We start from the raw sequence: 19,951 nt of genomic DNA, 5'->3' as shown, positions 1-19,951 counted from the left end.
TCGCGTCCTCCTCAGGCCGCGCTCTTATGGGCGGCGCGTCCGCGCGGCCCCAGGAAGTATTCCTTGATCCAGGGGTGGTCCGAGCGTTCCAGCTCGGCGACCGGCGCCTTGGCCACCACATGCTTGTCCGCCAGCACGGCCACCTGGTCGCAGATGGCGTAAAGGCTGTCGAGGTCGTGGGTGATCATGAAGACCGTCAGCCCCAGATCCTCCGACAACTGGCGGATCAGATCGTCGAACGCCGCCGCCCCGATCGGGTCCAGCCCGGCCGTCGGCTCGTCCAGAAAGACCAGTTCGGGGTCCAGCGCCAGGGCGCGGGCCAAGCCGACGCGCTTGCGCATCCCGCCCGACAGCTCGGCCGGCTTCAGATAGAGGGCTTCGGGCTTGAGGCCCACCATGGCCACCTTCATCTCGGCCAACTCCCGGATGGTCGTCCTCGACAGATCGGTGTGCTCGACCAGGGGCGAGGCCACATTGTCCAGCACCGTCAGCGACGAGAACAGCGCCCCCTGCTGAAACAGCACGCCGGTGCGACGCTCGACGGCGGCCGCTTCCTGCTTGGTCATGGCGCTGCGGTCCTGCCCGAACAGGCTGACCTCGCCGCCTTCCGGCTCCTTCAGGCCGATGATGGAGTTCAGCAGCACGGTCTTGCCGGTGCCCGACCCGCCGACGACGCCCAGCACCTCGCCGCGCATCACGTCCAGATCCAAATCCTGATGGATCACCCGCTCGCCAAACTGGCTGAGCAGGCCCCGCACCTGAATGACGGCCTCGCGGTCGTCCGGTTTGCGCGTCTCGGCCGTCATATTTTCAGCTCGATGAAGATCAGGGCGAAGACGGCGTCCAGCAGGATGATGGCGAAGATGGCCTGCACCACCGCCGCCGTCACCCGGCGCCCCAGGCTCTCGACGTCGCCCGCCACCGACATGCCCTGGCGACAGCCGATGGCCGCGACCACCAGGGCGAAGACCGGCGCCTTGATCAGACCGACCATCATGTGGGTCGGCATATAGCCGTCCTCGACCAACCGCTGGAAGAAGAAGGCCGGTCCCAGGTTCAACTGGCTCCATGCCACCAGGACGCCGCCCAGCAGCCCCCCCACCATGGCCAGGAAGGTCAGCAGCGGCAGCATGACCAGCAGCGCCGCCAGACGCGGAATCACCAGGGCCTGAAAGGGATCGACGCCCATCACCTTCATGGCGTCCACCTCCTGCGTCATGCGCATCGAGCCGATCTCGGCGGCGAAGGACGAGGCCGAACGGCCCGCCAGCAGCACGGCGGTGATGACCACGGCGAACTCACGGAAGACGGCGACGCCGATCAGCTGCACCGTGAAGACCCCCGCCCCGAACTGGGTCAGCAGGTCCACGCCGATGAAGGCCACCACGGCGCCGATGAAGAAGTTGGTCACCACCACGATCGGGATGGCGTCCAGGCCGGTGCGTTCCGCCTGGCTGAACCAGGCGGCCCAACGAATGCGGCCGGGGTGCTTCAGCGTGGTCAGCACCGCCGCCATCAAACGGCCCAGGAAGGCCAGGGACAGCATGGCCTCGGCGCCGAAATCATAGACTCCGCGCCCGACCTTGGCGAAGCCGCGCGTCATGGGAGCCGAGCGGCGCGGCGGCTCGGCCGTCATGCAGTCCAGCTTGGCCACCATGCGATACAGGCGCCCGGCTTCGGGGCGTACGGACCAGGCGGATTCCGGGATAGGCCGGCTCATGGCCTGGGCCACGGCCAGGGCGCCGGCGGTATCGAAACGGCCCAGGTCGTCCAGATCCAGCGCAGTCACGGATCGACCGTCCAGCTCGGCCTTCAGCCGATCACCCATCCGACCGACGGCGACGGTCGACCAGTCGCCGGCCAACCGCAAGCGCGTCTGGCCGTCCTGGCTTTCATCAATCTGGAAGTCCGCCCGATTCATGAATCCGACACTGACACAGGCCCGCCCGTACGCATACGCCGCTTAAAGCTCTGCTTTTCGCGCTGTGTCAACGACTGATGACTCCCGATCTCTTCCGGCGTTGCTCGACACACGCCAAGGCCCGCCCGTCACGGCGCAGCTTTCAGAACGTCGACCAGCTATTTTCGTTCAGCGGGCTGCGCCGAACGCAACCTCGGGAACGACCTAGCGCAGATAGTCGAGCAGGGAGACCTGGCGCAGCTGGCTGACCACCTGGGCCGAGGCCTGCAGGGAGATCTGCGCCAGCTCCAGTTCGGTGACGGCTTCGGCCATGTTGGCGTCGGTCTTGCCGGACAGGATGGTGTCGATCGAAATCTTGCGCGCCTCCTGGGATTCCAGCAGGCGGTCGACGCGGTTCTGCATCCCGCCGTTGGCGGCCTGCAGCTCCACCATCCCCTTCGCCGCCGCCTCGAAGCGGCCCATCTGAGTGGTCAGGAAGGCCTTCTGAGCGTCCGTCATCTTGCCGTCCAGCGGCGTCGTCTGATGCTCCAGCTGGATGTCGCGGAAGATGGCGAACAGCTCCGATCCCATGGCGTCGGCCAGAAAGCCCGTGTCCATCGAGACGTTCTCGTCCAGCCAGGACGACTGCTTCAGCTGGTCGTTGTGGAAGGCGGCGCTCTCATCGGGCAAGGCCGCCAGCTTGGCCATCATGCTGGCTCCAGGCTGACCGGGAATGTCGGGCAGATCCACCGGCGCGCGATCAGTGACCCCGCCGCCGAACAGATACTTGCCCTGATGCTTCATGTTCAGCCCGTCCTGAGCCTCCATGAACAGACTGTTCAGCGTCCCCATCAGCGTGTCCATCCGCCCGGCGGCGATGGCGTCGGCGATGGCCTGACGCGCCGCCGTCGAGGCGTCTGCGACCCGATCCATCGCCAGATCCTGGGTCTCCAGCCGAGCCGTGACGGTCTTGTTGGTGTCGATGAAGGTCTGGATGCGGGTCTGGCTGGTCATCAGCGCGCTGACCGTCTCGGAGCCTCGACCGAAACCGACCAGGTCCGTGGCGTTCTTCTTGGTGTTCACCTTCTGCTGGGCGTCAGCCATGCGCGACTGGGCCGACATCAGGTCAAGCAGGGCCGACTGATAGTTTCCGTAGGTCGAAACGCGGGTCATCGCACCATTCCCAGCAGGATGTCGTACATGTCCTTGGCCGCCTGAACCATGCGGGCCGAGGCGTTAAAGGCTTGCTGATAGGTGGTCATCAGCACCAGTTCCTCGTCCAGGTTGACCCCTTCGACCGAGACGCGGCGCGCCGTCGCCTCCTTGGCCAGGGCCGTGGCGCTGACGGCGTTGTTCTTGGCCATGGCGGCCCGACTGCCGATCTCGCCCGACAGTTCGGATGCATAGCGCGCCAGCGACATGGAGCCGCCCGCCGCCCCGCCCGCCGCCGAGAAGGCAGCGGCGTTCTCGCCCGCGCTGGCCAGCAGGCGCGCGCCGCGCGCGTCGTTCTTGCTGACCACGGCCGCGCCGACCCCGCCCGTCGCGTCGGCCTTGGCGAAGGCCATCAGGGATGGGTCGCGGGCGACGTCGGCCCGGACCGAGAAGGCGTCGGCTCGCGAAGCGCGCGCGCCGCCCAGACCGAACAGCTCGCTCATCGACACGTTCGAGGGAACCTGGGTGGTGCGGTCCTGAAGCACCGACAGGTTCGCGCCCGAGCCGGGTCGCGGCGTGAACGTCATTTCGCCCGTCGAGCTGAGGCTGAACGTCCCCATCCGCCCGGCGCCCGTCATCGGATCGTTCAGCGCGGCCAGCAGGCTGGCCATGTCGCCGCCCGCAGGCACCGCCACCTCGATGTCGCGCAGTTTGGCGCCCGCCGCGTCGCTGAAGCGGAAGGTGATGGTCTCGCCGGGCGTGAAGCCGTGCTGCGACGCGCCCGTCATGCCCGTTTCATAGATCGCCGGCTGCGCGCTGCTGATCAGGTCGTTCAGGCCGAAGAAGTGCGAGAAGCCTCGCCCGCCCTTGTTCGAGGGCGCGGCCGGATCGTCGACCACCACCACCCCCGTACCGGGCGCGCCTTCTATCTTCAGACGCCCGTCGACGAAGCTGGCGCTGCCGTTGGCCCCCAGCTGGGCGTTCAGGTCGGCCAGGAAGGTCGCCGGATTCAGCGTCGCCAGGTCCAGGTCGATCTTCTGCAGGGCCACGCCCTGGTCATTGGTGATGACGATGGACGTGCGGCCGGTGAAGCCCTGCAGGGCGGTCTCCAGCGACTGCCCAATGTTGCGGCCCGTCAGACTGTTGGGCGGCGGCGCGGCGGATGAGGCGTTGTGCGCCCGGTTCAGTTCGTCGGCCAGACGCGACATCAGTTCGGCCAGGCGCTCGGCCGTGGCCGGCGCCTCGCCGTCGCGCAGCTCCAGCAGCCCCTTGATCTCGCCCGAGCCCAAGCCTTCAGCCAGGGAGCGCGCCTTTCCGGCGGGGGGCTCGATGACCATGACCTCGTTGAACACCGTCTCGGCCGAGACGGCGCCGGCGCGCACATAGTCCAGCTTGGCCGCCCCCTGCCCCGCCAGCAGGATGCCGGCGCCGGTGCGGATCTCGACCCCGCCGACCGCACGGCCGGTGATGCGAACGTCCATTAGGCCCGACAACTGATCGATCAAGGCCGCCTGAGCCGTCTGCGCGCCCGAGGAGTCCGCATTGATCACCGTGGCCTTGGCGATCTCGACGTTCAGCTTCTCGATCTGCTCCAGCAGGCTGTTGGCCGTCTCGACCGCACTCTTGATGCGAGCGTCGGCGTCCTCGCGCACCGACTGAATCTGGCTGTTGATGCGGGCGGCTTCATCGAACAGGGCCTGCGTCTTCCAGATGGCGTCCTGGCGAGCGGGGCCGGAGGTGGCGTTCTCGGCCGAAGCGGCGAAGGCGGCGAAGACGCTGTCGATCTGCGAAAAGAAGCCGCTGTTGGAGCCCGGATCGCCGAACATCGACTGGATGCGGTCGTAAAGCTCATAGCGCACCGTCTGACGGCCGGCGTCGGCGCTGGCGTTCAGGCTGGCGGCCTGCAGGAAGCGGTCGGTGGCCAGACGGATGCGGGCGATCTCTACCCCCGCGCCGACGCCCTGACTGGCCCAGGACTGCTGGTCGGCGATCTTGCGGACATAGCCGGGCGTGTTGACGTTGGAGACATTGTCCGAGACCACCCGCAGCTGCGTCTGGGCCGCGTTCATGCCCGAGGTGGCGATGTTCATGATCGAGTTGAGGGACATCAGACGTCTCCCACGCCGGAGCGCACGGGACGGCCGCTCGGCAAGCCTTGCAGGCAAGCGAGCAAATCTTGCCCGGCGAATTGAGCAGGTCTTCTGACCATCTCTTTGATTTTCCTCGACATCGGCGTTCAGCCCCTGTGCATTCGTCAGCAAGAGAGGCAAGCGACGGGCCAAGTCGAACGGCGCCGCCCGCGCCCGGCAAAAAGCGACAAGCGCGGCAAGAAGCGCCCGGCGTTACGTCGCTGCAACGGCGACCCAAAACACATCAATACCATTACATTTCAACGTATTAAGCTCGACACCTACACTTGGCCCAAGGCTTGCGAAGGCCCTGCCGAATGACCCAGGCGCAGCAGGCGCCGCCCCTCACCGACCGAAAGCGCCTGCCGCCCGCATGTCCGCCGTCAGCCTCATGTCCGTCCTGACGCCCGCCGCCCCCGGCGGCGCCAGCGTCGACGCCTCCGTCGAGGCGGCGACGGACAGCGCCGTCTTCGCGGACCTGATGCTGAAGGAAGAGACGCAGGCCGCGCCGCCCGTCGTCTCGGTCGTCCCGGTCGCCCAAGCGTCCGAAACCACCGCCCCGATCGAGGCCGCTCCGGTCGAGCCCGCAAAGGACGACATCGCCGTCGCCCCGGCTCCGCCCGCCTGGTTCGCGCCGCCCCCGCCGGTGCAACAGACTGCAGCTCCGACAGCCCCTGCCGATCCGACGGCGCCGACGACCGAAGCGACTCCTGTGGTCGCCGCCGCGCCGTCTCCCGCTCCGTCGGCCGTTTCTGAGGCTGTAGAGGCGGCTCCCATCGCCCCGACCACCGAACCTGCGGTCGCCGCCACCACCACCGCCGCCACGGCTGCGCCCGTCTCAGCCGCGACGCCCCCCCCTGCAACCATATCCGCCTCCCTCAAGGCGGCGCTCCCCGCCGTCTTTGCAGAGCCGGATGCGGCGCCGGAACCTCCGTCAACCGAGAGCGACGAGCCGTCGGACGCGCCGCCGCCGTCGCGCCCTGGAGCGGCCCTTCCTGCACAGGACGCCGCCCTGCTGGGCGTGACCGGCTTCCGATCGGGCGCGGGCGAACGCCTGGCCTCGGCGCGAGAAGCGATACAGGCCGCAGCCACAGCGACAGGCAACGCCGAAGCGACAGCCAACCGACCCGCCCAGGCCGATGCTCCCATCGATGCTGCCGCGTCAGCGCCCGCCGCCCGCCCGGCCGTTGCGCCCACCTTGGCCGAAACGCCTGCGGCTACGGCCGTCGCCGCGCCCCCGGTTGACGGCGAAGCCCCGGCCGCGCCGCAACAAGGCGCCGTCGAAGCCCCCTCTCAGGCGCCGGGCGCTCAACGCGATCTGGGCCTGTCCCAGCTGTCGCGCGCCACGGTCGAGACCACGGCCCAGATCGCCGCCCAGATCATCAAGAAGCTGGACGGCCGCTCGACCCGCTTCGACATGGCCCTGACGCCTGAAGGCCTGGGCCGCGTCGATGTCAGCCTCGAGATCGAGTCCGACGGCCAGGTCACGGCCCGCCTGGCCTTCGACAATCCAGCGGCGGCGGCCGACCTGCGCGCCCGCGCCGACGAACTGCGCCGTCAGCTTCTGGACGCGGGGCTGCAGCTGTCGCGTGACGACCTGGAGTTCGCCGAGCGCGATCCTTCGTCCGGCTTCGGCGGCGGCGCGTTCGAGCGGCAGCCTGACCGCCGCGCCTTCTCCGGCGCCGCCCGCCTGGCCGCCGAGGCCGATTCCGTCGTTCCGCCGCCCAGCGCCTGGACGTCCCTTTCCCTGACGCCTGACCGCGTCGATCTGAAGGTCTGATCGATGGTTGACGCCGTCTCTTCCAACAACGCCGCGGGCCGGGTGAACGCTGGGGGTCAGATGCTGGCCTCCAACTTCCAGACCTTCCTGTCGCTGTTGACCACGCAGTTGAAGAACCAGGATCCGCTGTCGCCGGTGGATTCCAACGAGTTCACCGCCCAGCTGACCCAGATGGCGGGCGTCGAGCAGCAGTTGCTGACCAACGACCTGCTGACCGGCCTGCTGAAGGCCCAGCAGGGCGACGGCCTGACCGGCGCGGCGCAGTATATCGGCAAGGACGCCACCGCCGTCTGGGCCGCGACCCGCTTCGAGGACGGCGAGGCCAACTGGAGCTATGAGCTCGCCGCCGACGCGACCGACGCCACGCTTCAGGTGCTGGACGCCTCGGGCAAGGTGGTCTGGAGCGGCCCGGCCCCCGAAAAGACCAACGGCATGCATGACTTCAAGTGGGACGGAAAGACCACCGGAGGCGGCCAGGTCGACGACGGCGGCGTCTATACGCTGAAGGTCGTCGCCAAGGACGGCGCGGGCAAGGCCGTCGACAGCCAGGTGCTGATCCGCGGCCGCGTCACCGGCGTCGAGATGTACGACAACACGCCCTTCGTCATCATCGGCAACTCGATCATGCCGGTGTCCAGCCTGATCGCGCTGGAAGAACAGAAGGCCGCCGCCAAGCCCGAGGACGACGCCGGCGCGGCCAGCGCCCTCGCCTCAAAACTCAACCCCTTCAATCTTCTCTCGTAAGGAACCCCAGACATGAGCATCAACGGCGCCATGATGGCCGGCGTGTCCGGTCTGACCGCCAACGCCGCGGCCCTTTCGACGATCTCGCAGAACATCGCCAACGTGAACACGGTCGGCTACAAGCGCGCGTCGACCGAGTTCGCGACCGTGGTCAACGCCCAGACGGCGGGCGTGAACTACTCCGCCGGCGGCGTTCAGGCGGCCGCCCGCCACTTTATCAGCCAGGCGGGCCAGCTTCAGCGCACGACCTCCGGCACCGACCTGGCCATCGCCGGGCAGGGCTTCTTCGTCGTCACCGAAAAGTCAGAGAACCTGACCCTGTCGGACGCGCGCCTGTTCACGCGCGCCGGAGCGTTCAAGATCGACGACCTGGGCTATCTGCAAAACACCTCGGGCCTGTATCTGCAGGGCTGGCCGGTCGACGCCGACGGCGTGGTCAACAGCGATCCGTCCGACATGAGCCGCCTGCGCACCATCAACGTCGGCTCCGTCGGCGGCGCGGCCGAGCCGACCACCCGCGTCGGCCTGAACGCCAACCTGAAATCCAGCCAGCCGGTCAATGAGGCCGCCCAGACCCCGCCCCCCACCGGCGTCACGGCCTATGACCCGACCACCCACTCCATGTCGATGTACGCCAACGACCCGGCGACGGGCGTGAAGCCCGACTTCGAGATCACCATTCCGGTGTCGGACTCCAAGGGCGGCCAACGCAACATCACCGTCTCCTTCCTGAAGAGCAGCGTCGCCAACGAATGGCACGCCGAAATCCGCGCTCCCGAAGGCACGGTGACCAACACGGACGGCTTGCTGAAGTCCGGCCGCATCGCCTTCACCCAGGACGGGCGTCTGGACGTGGCCAAGATGCAGGGCTGGACCGCGGGCACCGGCCTGTTCGACGACCCCACCAACGCCAGCCTGTCGCTGGGTTCGTCCGACGGGGCGACGCCGGGCGCCGACGGCGCCTGGGATCCGTCGCTGGGCATCGCGGCCCAGACGATCGCCTTCGACCTGAACGCCTCGGCGGGCGGCCTGACGCAGTACGACAGCACCTCCATCGTCCAGGCCACCTATACGAACGGCACGGCCTTCGGGAACCTGACCGAGGTGAAGATCGACGAGACCGGCTTCGTCACCGCCATCTTCGACAACGGCGTGATGCGCAAGATCGCCCAGGTCGCCCTGGCCACCTTCCCCAGCGCCGACAGCCTGACCGAAGTGTCGGGCAACGCCTTCCGCGTCAGCCAGAACTCCGGCACCTTCAACCTGAAGGCCCCCGGCACCGGCGGCGCGGGCCTGCTGGGCGCGCAGCAGCTGGAAGCCTCGACTGTCGACCTGTCGACCGAGTTCACCGGCCTGATCACCACCCAGCGCGCCTATTCAGCCTCGTCCAAGATCATCACCACCGCCGACGAGATGCTGGCGGAGCTGATCAACATCAAGCGCTGATCGGCCAACGGGAATCCATGAGCAAGGTCTCGTTAGACTCGATGAATCCTTCCTTTAGCCGGCGCAGAACACGCCGGACCGGCCGGATGCGTCTTAGCCATTCCTTCACCACGACGCTTAAACGCCCCTTAGCGGGCGGGGGCCTAGCCTGCGCGTCTATGGTGGTGGTGAGAGAGGCTTAAGCCCATGCTGCAAGAGCGACGCCTTAACAGTAACGGCGAACAGTACGTGGTCGGCCCGACGGGCACGCCCCTGACCCTGCGCGACCTTCCGCCGTCGGATACGAACCGCTGGGTCATCCGCCGCAAGGCCGAGGTCGTGGCCGCCGTCCGCGGCGGGCTGATCAGCCTTGAAGACGCCCTGGCCAAGTACCGTCTGACGGCCGAGGAGTTCATGGCCTGGCAGAAGGCCATCGACAAATGGGGCATGCAGGGGCTGCGCACGACGCGCATCCAGAGCTACCGCGACTAGGCCTTCGCCTGGACGCATGATCATGGGCCGCTCCCTGATGGGGGGCGGTCTTTTTCATTGGCGCGCGCCTTCGTTTCGGGCCAGGCCTCGAAATCGCGCGCCTTAAGGCCTAAATGGCGGCGATGACCATGGACGCCCTGACCGACGACATCCTCTGCCCCGTTCCCGACATCGCCCCCATGTCGCAAGCCGACATGGACGCTGCGATCGAGAGCGTGCGACAGGCCGTCGGCCTGCCGCAAGGCGCGCGCGTGGTCGCCGCCATGTCGGGCGGGGTGGATTCCACCGTCGTCGCCGCCCTGCTGCACAAGGCGGGCTATGACGTCGTGGGCGTGACCCTTCAGCTTTACGATCACGGCGAGGCGCTGAAGAAGAAGGGCGCCTGCTGCGCGGGTCAGGACATTCACGACGCCCGCCTGGCCGCCGATCTGATCGGCATTCCGCACTACGTCCTCGACTATGAGAACCGCTTCAAGGACGCGGTGATCGACCAGTTCGCCGATTCCTATCTGAAGGGCCAGACGCCGGTCCCCTGCATCCGCTGCAATCAGACGGTGAAGTTCCGCGACCTGCTGGATGTCGCCCGCGACCTGGGAGCCGAGGCCATGGCCACCGGCCACTACGTCCGCCGCGCGACCCACGGCAACCGCTCGCAGATGCGCAAGGCGGTCGACCACTCGCGCGACCAATCCTACTTCCTGTTCGCCACGACGCAGGATCAGCTGGACTATCTGCGCTTCCCCCTGGCCGATCTGGAAAAGCCGCAGGTGCGCGGCGTCGCCGCCTCCCTGGGCCTGCGCATCGCCGCCAAGCCGGACAGCCAGGACATCTGCTTCGTGCCGACCGGCGACTATCGCACCCTGATCGACCGCCTGCGGCCCCAGGGGCGCGAGGCCGGCGATATCGTTCACATGGACGGCCGGGTGCTGGGCCGCCATTCGGGCATCACCGACTACACCATCGGCCAGCGCCGGGGACTGAACGTCGCCGTGGGCGAGCCTCTGTTCGTGGTCAAGCTGGACCCTGACCATCGCCGCGTCATCGTCGGCCCGCGCGAAGCCCTGCTGACCGCGCGCCTGACGCTGGAGGAAACCAACTGGCTGGGCGACCAGGCCACGATCGAGGAAGCCGCCCGCGACGGCGCCCCCGTCCTGGCCCGCGTCCGCTCGACCCGCCAGCCCTCGCCCGCCCGCCTCGCTCTTGTGGACGGCGCCGTGCAGGTGGTCTTCGATCAGGGCGAGGAAGGCGTCGCCCCCGGCCAGGCCTGCGTCCTCTACGACCCGGCCGACGACGAGCGCGTGATGGGCGGCGGCTTCATCCATTCGACCGAGGCTGTGGCGGTCTGAAACGACTCACGCCGCCGCATAGACCCGCAGACAGTTGCCGTCGGGATCACGCGCCACGAAGCCGTGGCCGCAGTCCATGTCGGTGGGCGGCAGGACGATGCGCGCGCCCCGGTCCCACCAGTCGATGTGCAGTTCGTCCACCACGGCGGGGGCGGCCATGCGGACATCCACCTGCGCCCCGCCTCGCCCGCGCCACAGGCTGAGCGTCCGCCCCGGCGCCAGCAGGAAGACCGCATGGTCCGGCCCCGCCTCCAGCGGCCGTCGCCCCAGCAGCCCGGCGTAAAATCGCGTGCTGGCGCCCGGATCGGCCACGTTCAGCAGAATGTCGTCGCTCGTCATCGTGGCCCCTCCGCCTGTCTGAACAGAAGGAGAACCTAGCCGTAGCTGCCGCCAGTTTCTGTCAGCATCAACGCGGCGACCCGTGCCGCTCGCACGCCTCATGCCATCGCTTCAGCAACACGGCCTTGCGCGTGGGATAGCGGGCCTCAAGCACCTCCGCCTCGACGATGCGGTCGGTGCGGAAACTGCGGAAGTCGCCGCGCAGCTCGCACCAGACGATCAGCAGCCGCACCCGGTCGAAGAAGGCCAGGGCGAAGGGCCAGACCACCCGATCCGACGCCGCCCCCGCCTCGTCGCGATAGTTCAGCCTCAGCTTGCGCTCGATGCGGATCGCCTTGCGCAACTGGGCCGGATCGACCGCATCGGCGGGGATCGGCGCGCCCGGCCCGATGAACAGGGCCGAGGCCTCCATCTCGTCGCGCAGATCCGGCGGCAGCACCGCCGCGATCCGCGCCTGTGCGCTCAACGCCGCATCCCGCAATCGCGTATCCGCCCGCTCGGCCACCCAGCGCGAACCCAGAGCCAGGGCCTCGATCTCCTCCGGCGTGAACATCAGCGGCGGCAGCAGATAGCCGGGCTTCAACACATAGCCCACGCCCGGCTCGCCCTCGATCGTCGCGCCCTGCGCCTGCAGGCTGGCGATATCGCGATAAAGGGTGCGCAGGGAGACGCCGGTCTCCTCCGCCAGCGCGCGGCCGCTGACCGGCCGACGATGCCGCCGCAGGGTGTTCAGCAGATCGAGAAGGCGTTCGGACCGGGACACGTCAGGAGCGTAGCAGAATTGCTGCCAGAAAACGGCAGCATCAAAGACGCCTTTGCATTAGAGCCGCCGCGCACGACGTAACGACGCTCACTTAATTTTCGACAGACCGCATCCGTACGCGCATGGTGCAGCCTCTATCGACCATCACGCTCCTCATGAGGCTCCGAATGCGCTCCTTCGCCTGCATGGTTTCCGTCCTGGCGCTTGCCGCCGCCGTCCCTGCCCTCGCCGTCGCTGAACCGGCCGCGCCTGCGCCGACGGCGTCGGCCCCGGTCACGCCCTACACCGCCGCGCAATTCTTCGAGACGACCAGCTTCTCCATGGCCAACCCTGACGGCCTGGCTTTCTCAGAGGGACGCACCCACGTCCTGATCTCGTCGGACAAGACGGGGGTGTTCAACGCCTACGCCCTGCCGGTCGCGGGCGGCGATCCCGTGCCGCTGACGGCTTCGACGACCAACGCCACCTTCGCGCAGAGCTATTTTCCCGACGGCCGTCGGGTTCTGGTGGCGGCGGACCAGGGCGGCAACGAACTGACCCACATCTATGTGCGCGAAATCGACGGGACGCTGCGCGACCTGACGCCGGGCGACAAGCTGAAGGCCGGCTTCGTCGGCTTCAGCGACGACGGCCAGACCTTCTGGCTGACCAGCAACGAACGCGACGCCCAGGTCTTCGACCTCTACGCCTATGACGCCGCCACCTACGAGCGCAAGCTGATGTTCCAGAACCCCGGGGGCATGGATGTCGCCGCCGTCTCTGGCGACGGACGGCTGGTCGCCCTGACCAAATCCCATACCAGCGCCAATTCGGATATCTACCTGGCCGACCTGCAGGCAGGGGGCGAGCCTTATCTGATCACCCCGCATACCGGCGACGTCGCCTATGACGTCAGCGGCTTCGGCCCCTTCAACGCCACCCTGATCTACACCAGCAATGAGGACGGCGAGTTCGCTCAGGCCTACGCCTATGACATCGCCGACAAGGCCCACAACCGCACGACCCAGGCCGACTGGGACGTCATGTATGTCTCCTATTCGCCCAACGGCCGCTATCGGATGACGGCGGTCAACGCCGACGCTTCGACCGAGCTGACTATCGAGGATGCGCAAAACCGCGCGCCCGTGCGCCTGACCGGCCTGCCCCAGGGCGACATCACCGGCGTCCGCTTCGACCCCGGCGCAGGCCTGGCCGCATTCACCGTGGTGTCCGACACCTCGCCCGCCGACGTCTTCGTCGCCGACCTGTCGACCGGCCAGGCGCGCCGGCTGACCCACGCCCTGAACCCGGCCATCAAGGAAAGCGACCTGGTCGAGGCGACCATCGTCCGTTATCCGGGCGAAGGCGGGGTGATGGTTCCGGCGGTCCTCTATCGGCCCAAGGGCGCCACGGCGGCCAGTCCGGCCCCGGCGGTCGTCCTCGTCCACGGCGGACCGGGCGGTCAGACGCGGCGAGGCTATTCGGCCATGGTCCAGCACCTGGTCAACCACGGCTATGCCGTTCTGGGGGCCAACAACAGAGGCTCGTCCGGCTACGGCAAGACCTTCTTCCACATGGACGACAAGAAGCACGGCGAAGCCGACCTGCGCGACATCGTCGCTGGCGGCGACTGGCTGCGGGTGCAGGACTGGGTGGCCGACGATCAGGTCGCGGTCATGGGCGGCTCCTACGGCGGCTACATCACCGCCGCGGCCCTGGCCTTCCACCCCGAGAAGTTCGACGCCGGCATCGACATCTTCGGCGTGACCAACTGGGTCCGCACCCTGCAGTCCATTCCCGCCTGGTGGGGCGCGCAACGCGTGGCTCTGTACGACGAGATGGGCGATCCGGCGGTCGACGCCGAACGCCATCGCGCCATCTCGCCCCTGTTCCACGCCGACAAGATCCGTCGCCCCCTGCTGGTGGTCCAGGGCGCCAACGACCCGCGCGTGCTGCAGGTCGAGAGCGACGAACTGGTCGAGAAGGTCCGCGCCAACAATGTGCCGGTCGAGTACGTCGTCTTCCCCGACGAAGGCCACGGCTTCCAGCGTCGCGAAAACCGGATCACCGCACAGGAGGCCTATCTAGCCTTCCTGAACCGCTACGTACGCAAGGCGAACTGAGACCGCTCAGTCAGGCTGTTTCCTCGACGTGCAGGACGACCCGGTTGCGGCCTTCCTTCTTGGCGCGATACAGCGCCGCGTCCGCCGCCTGCACCAGGGCGTCGCCGTCACGGTCCATGCCCTTGGACCATTCGGCGACGCCGAAGGACATGGTGCTGCTGCCCAGCGGCTGCTTGCCCAGGCGCAAGGCGATGGCGGCGATGGCCTGGCGCACGGTCTCGACCCGCGGCGCCAGGGTCTCGGCCGTGGTGCCGGGCGCGATCACAATGAACTCTTCGCCGCCGTAGCGGCAGACGATGTCGCCGTCGCGGAAACGGTGGCCCAGTTCGGCGGCGACGGCCTGCAGCACCACATCGCCCGCTTCATGGCCGAACTCGTCGTTGAAGCGTTTGAAGTGGTCGACGTCGCACATGACCACGCATAACGGCGCGCCCGAACGCGCGGCGCGCGCCACCTCCAGCGCCAGCGCCTCCTCCATGTAGCGACGGTTGAACAGGCCGGTCAGCGGGTCGCGGATCGTCTGTTCCTTCAGGTCGCGCTGCAGCTTCTGATTGACCATGGCCGAGGCGATGTTCTCGGCCAGGACGTTGAGGCGGAACTGCGTCTCAGCCTCGACCAGTCCGTCCAGATGCAGGACGCCGATCACCTCGCCAGAGGCCAGCAGCGGCTCGCAATGATAGGGCGCCGCCAGAGGGCTCACATGGCCGCAGACGACATCCGCGCCCGGCTCGGACACGAAATGGCTCTGCCCTCGACGCAAGGCCCAGCACTGATCCGGCGCAAAGCCTTCCGTCTCCGCCTCATGCCCGCCCCAGCCAGACAGCGGGACCAGCAGATTGCGTGAGTTGTTGTAGGCGTAGAGCGCCCCCGGCAGCCCCGGCAGGACGCGCGGCACGAAGGCGTGGATGACCTGGGCCAGTTCATCGTCCGTGCGGGCCGCCTGCATCCGATGGGCCATCCCGCCCAGAAGCTCGATGACCTCGCCCCGCTCCCGCAGGGTCTGGGCGCTGGCCAGCAGTTCCTCATGCACGCGCTTCAGTTCGCGCTCGCTGCGGCTCTGATCTTTCGCCGCCGTCGCCAGACGGTCCGCCATGTCGTTATAGCCGCGCGCCAGCCGGTCGAACTCCCGCGACCCCATACGGCTGTCGATCCTCTGGTTCAGGTCGCCCGCGCCCAGTCCGGTCATGGCGCGTGTGATGACGCGCACCGGCTGGCGGATGCCGCGAATGACCATCAAGGACACCGACAGGGAGAAGAAGGCGATCAACGGCCCGCCGATCAGGGCCAGCCCTCGCACTCGCGCCAGCCGCCGCTCGGCCGCCTCGACGCGGCGCGACTGCACCACCCGCTCTTCGTCCAGAAGTTCTCGCGCCGCCAGCACGAAGGCGCTCATGGAATCGAAACCACGCCCTTCGGCGATGAGCGCCTCGGCCCTGGCGAAGTCCCCGCTTCGCGCCAAGGTCAAAGGCTGGCGCATCAGTTCGATCCGGCCAGACAGCTGCGCGCCCAGAGCCTGCACCCGCAGTTGCTGCGACGGGTTGTCCCGCGTCAGTTCCACCAACTCGCTGAACGCCCGCAGGGAGTCTGAAATCCGTGCGTCAAAGGACTGGGCGTAGGCCGCGTTCTGCGTCAGCACATAGGCGCGCTGTCCCGACTCCGCGTCGCGCAGCCCGGCCACGGTCTCTTCCATCGCCTGGATGACCTGGGCGGAGTGCGTCACCCAACGAAAACTCTCGCGGGTCTGCCGCGAGGCGTCGGCCAGGGCGGCCACGAGAACCAGTAAAGCGACCACCACCAGGGCGCTGACGGCGGCGATCCTGGACGTAAGGGACTGAAACATGCCCCACCGTTAACCTTCGACAGTTGACGGAGGTTGAATCGATCAGAGGGTTTTACGCGGCCTCGTCCTTGGCCGGCATGACCTCGCCGACGGTCGGGCGGTTTTCGGTGAAGACGACCTCCACCTCTCGCGGGCGGACCATTTCATTGCAGCAGCCGCAGGCGATGCGGGGCTTCAGGTCGTGCCCGCAGGTCTTGTGACGCAGCACGATGCCCGACGGCTCGTCGCCATAGACGTGCTTCTCGCCCCAGGCATGCAAGGTGACGAGGACGCCGTACAGATCCTTGCCCTTGGCCGTCAGCACATATTCGTTGCGCGGCGGACGCTCGGAATAGGGCCGCGGCTCCAGCACGCCGTGATGCACCAGCGACTTCAGCCGCGCAGCCAGGACGTTGCGCGCCACGCCCAGCCGCTCCTGCCATTGCTCGAAGCGACTGACGCCGTTGAAGGCGTCGCGGATGACCAGCATGGTCCACGGGTCGCCGATCACCTCGAGGGTGGCGGCGACCGAGCAGCTCTGGCGCGAATAGTCGGCGGTGCGTCCCATGAGCGGAAAGTGACCTCGCGTCAGGCTTTTGACAAGGGTTGCCAATCGCGACGGAGTCAGTAAGTTTCCATTTGCAACGGACATGGCCGCTCCCCGGCCGTGTCCATCCCTCGACTCGGAGGCGGCGCCGTCGCAGGTTCCGCCTCCGCTTTTCGATGAGAGCCATGACCGAACCCGACCTGATCCACGCCGCCTTCCGCCTGACGCCCGAAGATGACGGCGTTCTGGCCGCCCACCTTTCCGGCGAGTTCTCGAACGGCCCGATCAGCGCCCCGCCCGAGGCGGGCCTCCCCTTCGGCGGCCTGTTGGCGGCCCTGTGCGCCAGGGCCATGCGCCAGGGCCTGGGGATCGAGGCGCCGCTGCGCAGTCTGACGGTTCAGTATCTGGCCGCCGCCCGTTACGGCCAATCCTTGCACTTCCGGCCCCGGATGCTGCGCGGCGGCCGCAACGTCGCCTACGCCGTGGTCGAGGGCGGCCAAGGCTCGAAGCTGACTCACCACGCCAGCGCCACCTACGGCGCCGACGGCGCGACGCCTGTCCCGTTGACGCCTCTGCTAGCGCCTCCGCCCTCGCTGGACAGCCTGAAGGACGCGCCAGGCATCAGCGGCCCGATGGCGCCGCGCTTCTCGCAGCACGTCGACTATCGCTTCGAGAACGGCCCCAACATTCTGGGCGGCAACGAGGGCAAGCCGGTCGTCGAGCGGGTTTGGATGCGGGTGAAGGACGGCGCGCCGCTGGACGAACTGCGGATGTGTTACCTGCTGGACGCCCTCTATCCGCCCGCCTGGACGGCTTTCAAAGCGCCGCCGATGATGACGACGGTGGACCTGCGCTGCGACTTCCTGGCCGATCCGACGCCGGACGCCGCGCCCGACGGCTGGGTCTTCTTCGAATACCGCCTGCTGGACCACGGCCTGGGCTGGTCGGTGGACGAGGCGACCGCCTGGGGCGCAGACGGCCGCCCCCTCGCCCTGGCGCGCCAGCGCCGCAAGCTGCTGTGAGGCGCCGCTTGCCAGCGGGCCTTCGCCTCCCCTAATCCCCCACGAAACGATTCACTTACGGACACGCTCGCCATGACCGCCGCTTCTGATCCTGTCGTCATCTGCTCCTTCGCCCGCACCCCGATGGGCGGCTTCCAGGGCGCGCTGTCGCCGGTCAAGGCCACCGACCTGGGCGCCGCTGCGGTGAAAGCCGCCGTCGAACGCGCGGGCGTCGCGCCGGAGAAGATCGAGCAGATCTTCATGGGCTGCGTCCTGCCCGCCGGCCTGGGTCAGGCTCCGGCCCGTCAGGCCGCCATCGGCGCGGGCCTCGGCAAGCACGTCGAGGCGACGACGGTGAACAAGATGTGCGGCTCGGGCCTGCAGTCGGCCATGATGGCGCACGACGCCCTGCTGGCGGGCACGGCCGAGGTCATCGTCGCGGGCGGCATGGAGTCGATGACCGGCGCCCCCTATCTGATGAACAAGCACCGCGGCGGCGCCCGCATCGGCCACGACGTCATCGTCGACAGCATGATGATGGACGGTCTTGAGGACGCCTATTCTCCCGGCAAGGCCATGGGCGTCTTCGCCGAGGACGCGGCGGCCCAGTATCAGTTCACCCGCGAGGCGATGGACGAATACGCCATCGAAAGCCTGACCCGCGCCAAGAACGCCATCGCTTCGGGCGCCTTCAAGGCCGAGATCGTCCCGGTCGAGGTCGCCACCCGCAAGGGCCCGGTGACGGTCAGCGAAGACGAACAGCCCGGCAAGGCAGACGCCGCCAAGATCCCGACGCTGAAGCCCGCCTTCGTCAAGGACGGCGCCGTCACCGCCGCCAACTCCAGCTCCATCTCCGACGGCGCGGCCGCCATGGTCATGACGCGCGAAAGCACGGCCAAGGCCCTGGGCCTGCCCATCGTCGCCCGCGTGGTCAGCCACGCCGCCCACGCCCATGAGCCGGCCCTGTTCACCACCGCCCCCGTACCGGCCATGCAGAAGGCGCTGAAGAAGGCCGGCTGGTCGGTCGAGGACGTGGACCTGTGGGAGGTCAACGAGGCCTTCGCCGTCGTCGCCATGATCGCCCAACAGGAACTGGGCATCGACCGCGCCAAGCTGAACGTCAACGGCGGCGCCACGGCGCTGGGCCACCCCATCGGCGCCTCGGGCGCGCGCATCCTGTCCACCCTGCTGGCCGCGCTTCAGGCGCGCGGCGGCAAGAAGGGCGTGGCCTCGCTGTGCATCGGCGGCGGCGAAGCCGTGGCCATGGCGGTGGAACTGGTCTGAGCCTGGCGTTGTCGGCGGTCAAGCTTACTGACTGTGGAGACCTCCCCCTTGAAACTCCCCGCCCTGCTCGCCGCCGGCGTCGCCGCCCTCAGCCTGACCGCCTGCGCCACCGCCCAGGCTGAAGGCGCCATGACCCAGAACAACTCCGCGACCGGCCAGGCCGGGTCCGCCGACCTCAAGGCCTTCCCGGCCGCGACGGCAGGTCAGACCCGCCATGTCATCAACCTGCCCGCCCAGTCGGACGAGGACGCGCTGAAGGTCGAACTGATCCTCGGCAAGACCAAGACCGTCGACTGCAATCGCCAGTTCTTCGGCGGCAGCCTGGAGACCCGCACGGCTCAGGGCTGGGGCTACGACTACTATGTCCTGCCCGCGCTGGGGAATGCGGCCAGCACCCTGATGGGCTGCCCGCCCGGCTCGGAGCGCGAGGCCTTCGTGACGACGCAGGAGCAGCCGCTGATCCGCTATAACTCGCGCCTGCCGGTGGTGGTCTACACCCCGTCGGACGTCGAAGTGCGCTATCGCGTGTGGCGTGCGGGCGAGACCCAGACCGCGCGCTGATCCGCGCCGTTCTTTGAGATCAGACGCGGGCGTCGATCGGATTCGATCGGCGCCCGTTTCGTTTGGGCCCGCGCCTTCCATCCGCCTCCCGCTGCATCAGCGAGGCCAGTGAGGCGCATCCGGCGCTCAGGACGATCATGGGCCGACTCCTGCGTTTGCGAACCATTTGCAGGTTTGCGCAGAGTCGGCCTTCGTGCAAGCGTCCGCCCCCATTTCTCTCGGAGACTCGCCATGCGCGAAGACGGCAAGCTGGATTATCTCGAACTGCCCGCGGCAGACCTGACGGCGCACAAGGCCTTCTACGCCCAGGCGTTCGGCTGGAGCTTCCAGGACTACGGTCCGGCCTATGCGGCGTTCAGCGAAGGGCTGGACGGCGGCTTCACGCCTGACGCCATGACGCCCAAGCCGCTGCCCATCCTGTACGCCAACGATCTGGAAGCCATGCAGGCCAAGGTCGAGGCGGCGGGCGGCGCGATCACCCACGTCATCTTCGCCTTCCCCGGCGGGCGGCGCTTCCACTTCCGCGACCCATCCGGCAACGAACTGGCCGTATGGTCCGAGAAATAG

Annotated in this window: 18 protein-coding genes; 10 read left to right on the top strand and 8 right to left on the bottom strand. The window is 68.1% G+C overall.

Annotated features, from left to right (window positions below; all coding sequences use genetic code 11):
• Positions 1-11: 11 nt before the first annotated feature.
• The 4 genes from ACU5AP_RS01285 to flgK all read right to left on the bottom strand — a co-directional run bounded on the left by ACU5AP_RS01285 (position 12) and on the right by flgK (position 5,160).
• Positions 12-806 carry an ABC transporter ATP-binding protein gene (locus ACU5AP_RS01285; RefSeq protein WP_003165650.1) on the bottom strand — a complete coding sequence of 265 codons (795 nt, stop codon included), beginning with the start codon at positions 804-806 and terminating at the stop codon, positions 12-14.
• Positions 803-1,921, bottom strand: a complete 1,119-nt coding sequence (locus ACU5AP_RS01280) for an ABC transporter permease (protein WP_003165651.1) — start codon at positions 1,919-1,921, stop codon at positions 803-805. Before ACU5AP_RS01280 ends, ACU5AP_RS01285 begins: the two co-directional genes overlap by 4 nt.
• Positions 1,922-2,125: 204 nt before the next feature.
• Complete coding sequence (locus tag ACU5AP_RS01275; RefSeq protein WP_076223854.1) at positions 2,126-3,073, bottom strand: flagellin; 948 nt, start codon at positions 3,071-3,073, stop codon at positions 2,126-2,128.
• Positions 3,070-5,160 carry a flagellar hook-associated protein FlgK gene (gene flgK / locus ACU5AP_RS01270; protein WP_446680691.1) on the bottom strand — a complete coding sequence of 697 codons (2,091 nt, stop codon included), beginning with the start codon at positions 5,158-5,160 and terminating at the stop codon, positions 3,070-3,072. The genes ACU5AP_RS01275 and flgK overlap by 4 nt, the downstream gene beginning before the upstream one ends.
• Before the next feature lie 394 nt (positions 5,161-5,554).
• Here flgK and ACU5AP_RS01265 point away from each other — a divergent pair, with 394 nt between their 5' ends.
• The 5 genes from ACU5AP_RS01265 to mnmA all read left to right on the top strand — a co-directional run bounded on the left by ACU5AP_RS01265 (position 5,555) and on the right by mnmA (position 10,968).
• Positions 5,555-6,961 (top strand): flagellar hook-length control protein FliK, encoded by a 1,407-nt coding sequence (locus ACU5AP_RS01265; RefSeq protein ID WP_198478754.1) that lies wholly within the window; start codon positions 5,555-5,557, stop codon positions 6,959-6,961.
• Positions 6,962-6,964: 3 nt separating this feature from the next.
• Positions 6,965-7,705, top strand: coding sequence for a flagellar hook assembly protein FlgD (locus tag ACU5AP_RS01260; RefSeq protein ID WP_003165656.1), 741 nt, complete (start codon positions 6,965-6,967; stop codon positions 7,703-7,705).
• Between the two features lie 12 nt (positions 7,706-7,717).
• Positions 7,718-9,151, top strand: a complete 1,434-nt coding sequence (gene flgE, locus ACU5AP_RS01255; protein ID WP_128720414.1) for a flagellar hook protein FlgE — start codon at positions 7,718-7,720, stop codon at positions 9,149-9,151.
• Positions 9,152-9,337: 186 nt separating this feature from the next.
• Complete coding sequence (sciP, locus tag ACU5AP_RS01250) at positions 9,338-9,622, top strand: CtrA inhibitor SciP (protein WP_003165657.1); 285 nt, start codon at positions 9,338-9,340, stop codon at positions 9,620-9,622.
• A 113-nt stretch (positions 9,623-9,735) separates the two neighbouring features.
• Positions 9,736-10,968 (top strand): tRNA 2-thiouridine(34) synthase MnmA, encoded by a 1,233-nt coding sequence (mnmA, locus tag ACU5AP_RS01245; RefSeq protein WP_003165658.1) that lies wholly within the window; start codon positions 9,736-9,738, stop codon positions 10,966-10,968.
• 6 nt (positions 10,969-10,974) lie between these two features.
• On the opposite strand, the gene ACU5AP_RS01240 is transcribed toward mnmA, so the two are convergent.
• Positions 10,975-11,307: a VOC family protein gene (locus tag ACU5AP_RS01240; protein WP_003165659.1), complete on the bottom strand. Its 333-nt coding sequence runs from the start codon at positions 11,305-11,307 to the stop codon at positions 10,975-10,977.
• A 67-nt stretch (positions 11,308-11,374) separates the two neighbouring features.
• Positions 11,375-12,070, bottom strand: a complete 696-nt coding sequence (locus tag ACU5AP_RS01235; protein ID WP_128720415.1) for a helix-turn-helix transcriptional regulator — start codon at positions 12,068-12,070, stop codon at positions 11,375-11,377.
• 167 nt (positions 12,071-12,237) lie between these two features.
• Here ACU5AP_RS01235 and ACU5AP_RS01230 point away from each other — a divergent pair, with 167 nt between their 5' ends.
• Positions 12,238-14,172 carry a S9 family peptidase gene (locus ACU5AP_RS01230; protein ID WP_446680690.1) on the top strand — a complete coding sequence of 645 codons (1,935 nt, stop codon included), beginning with the start codon at positions 12,238-12,240 and terminating at the stop codon, positions 14,170-14,172.
• 10 nt (positions 14,173-14,182) lie between these two features.
• Here ACU5AP_RS01230 and ACU5AP_RS01225 read toward each other — a convergent pair whose 3' ends face one another.
• On the bottom strand, positions 14,183-16,012 hold the full coding sequence (locus tag ACU5AP_RS01225; RefSeq protein ID WP_446680689.1) for a diguanylate cyclase: 1,830 nt from the start codon (positions 16,010-16,012) through the stop codon (positions 14,183-14,185).
• A 52-nt stretch (positions 16,013-16,064) separates the two neighbouring features.
• On the bottom strand, positions 16,065-16,559 hold the full coding sequence (locus tag ACU5AP_RS01220) for a winged helix-turn-helix transcriptional regulator (RefSeq protein ID WP_003165664.1): 495 nt from the start codon (positions 16,557-16,559) through the stop codon (positions 16,065-16,067).
• A gap of 164 nt (positions 16,560-16,723) precedes the next feature.
• Here ACU5AP_RS01220 and ACU5AP_RS01215 point away from each other — a divergent pair, with 164 nt between their 5' ends.
• The 4 genes from ACU5AP_RS01215 to ACU5AP_RS01200 all read left to right on the top strand — a co-directional run bounded on the left by ACU5AP_RS01215 (position 16,724) and on the right by ACU5AP_RS01200 (position 19,951).
• Positions 16,724-17,560 carry an acyl-CoA thioesterase gene (locus ACU5AP_RS01215; protein WP_446680688.1) on the top strand — a complete coding sequence of 279 codons (837 nt, stop codon included), beginning with the start codon at positions 16,724-16,726 and terminating at the stop codon, positions 17,558-17,560.
• Positions 17,561-17,632: 72 nt separating this feature from the next.
• Positions 17,633-18,823, top strand: coding sequence for a thiolase family protein (locus ACU5AP_RS01210; RefSeq protein ID WP_046653361.1), 1,191 nt, complete (start codon positions 17,633-17,635; stop codon positions 18,821-18,823).
• A gap of 48 nt (positions 18,824-18,871) precedes the next feature.
• Complete coding sequence (eco, locus tag ACU5AP_RS01205) at positions 18,872-19,384, top strand: serine protease inhibitor ecotin (RefSeq protein ID WP_003165667.1); 513 nt, start codon at positions 18,872-18,874, stop codon at positions 19,382-19,384.
• A 231-nt stretch (positions 19,385-19,615) separates the two neighbouring features.
• On the top strand, positions 19,616-19,951 hold the full coding sequence (locus ACU5AP_RS01200) for a VOC family protein (protein ID WP_088410054.1): 336 nt from the start codon (positions 19,616-19,618) through the stop codon (positions 19,949-19,951).

It is taken from the genome of Brevundimonas sp. RM1, from assembly GCF_052907225.1.
Note: the sequence above shows the minus strand (reverse complement) of the source record. Positions and strands in the feature narration are given on the sequence as shown.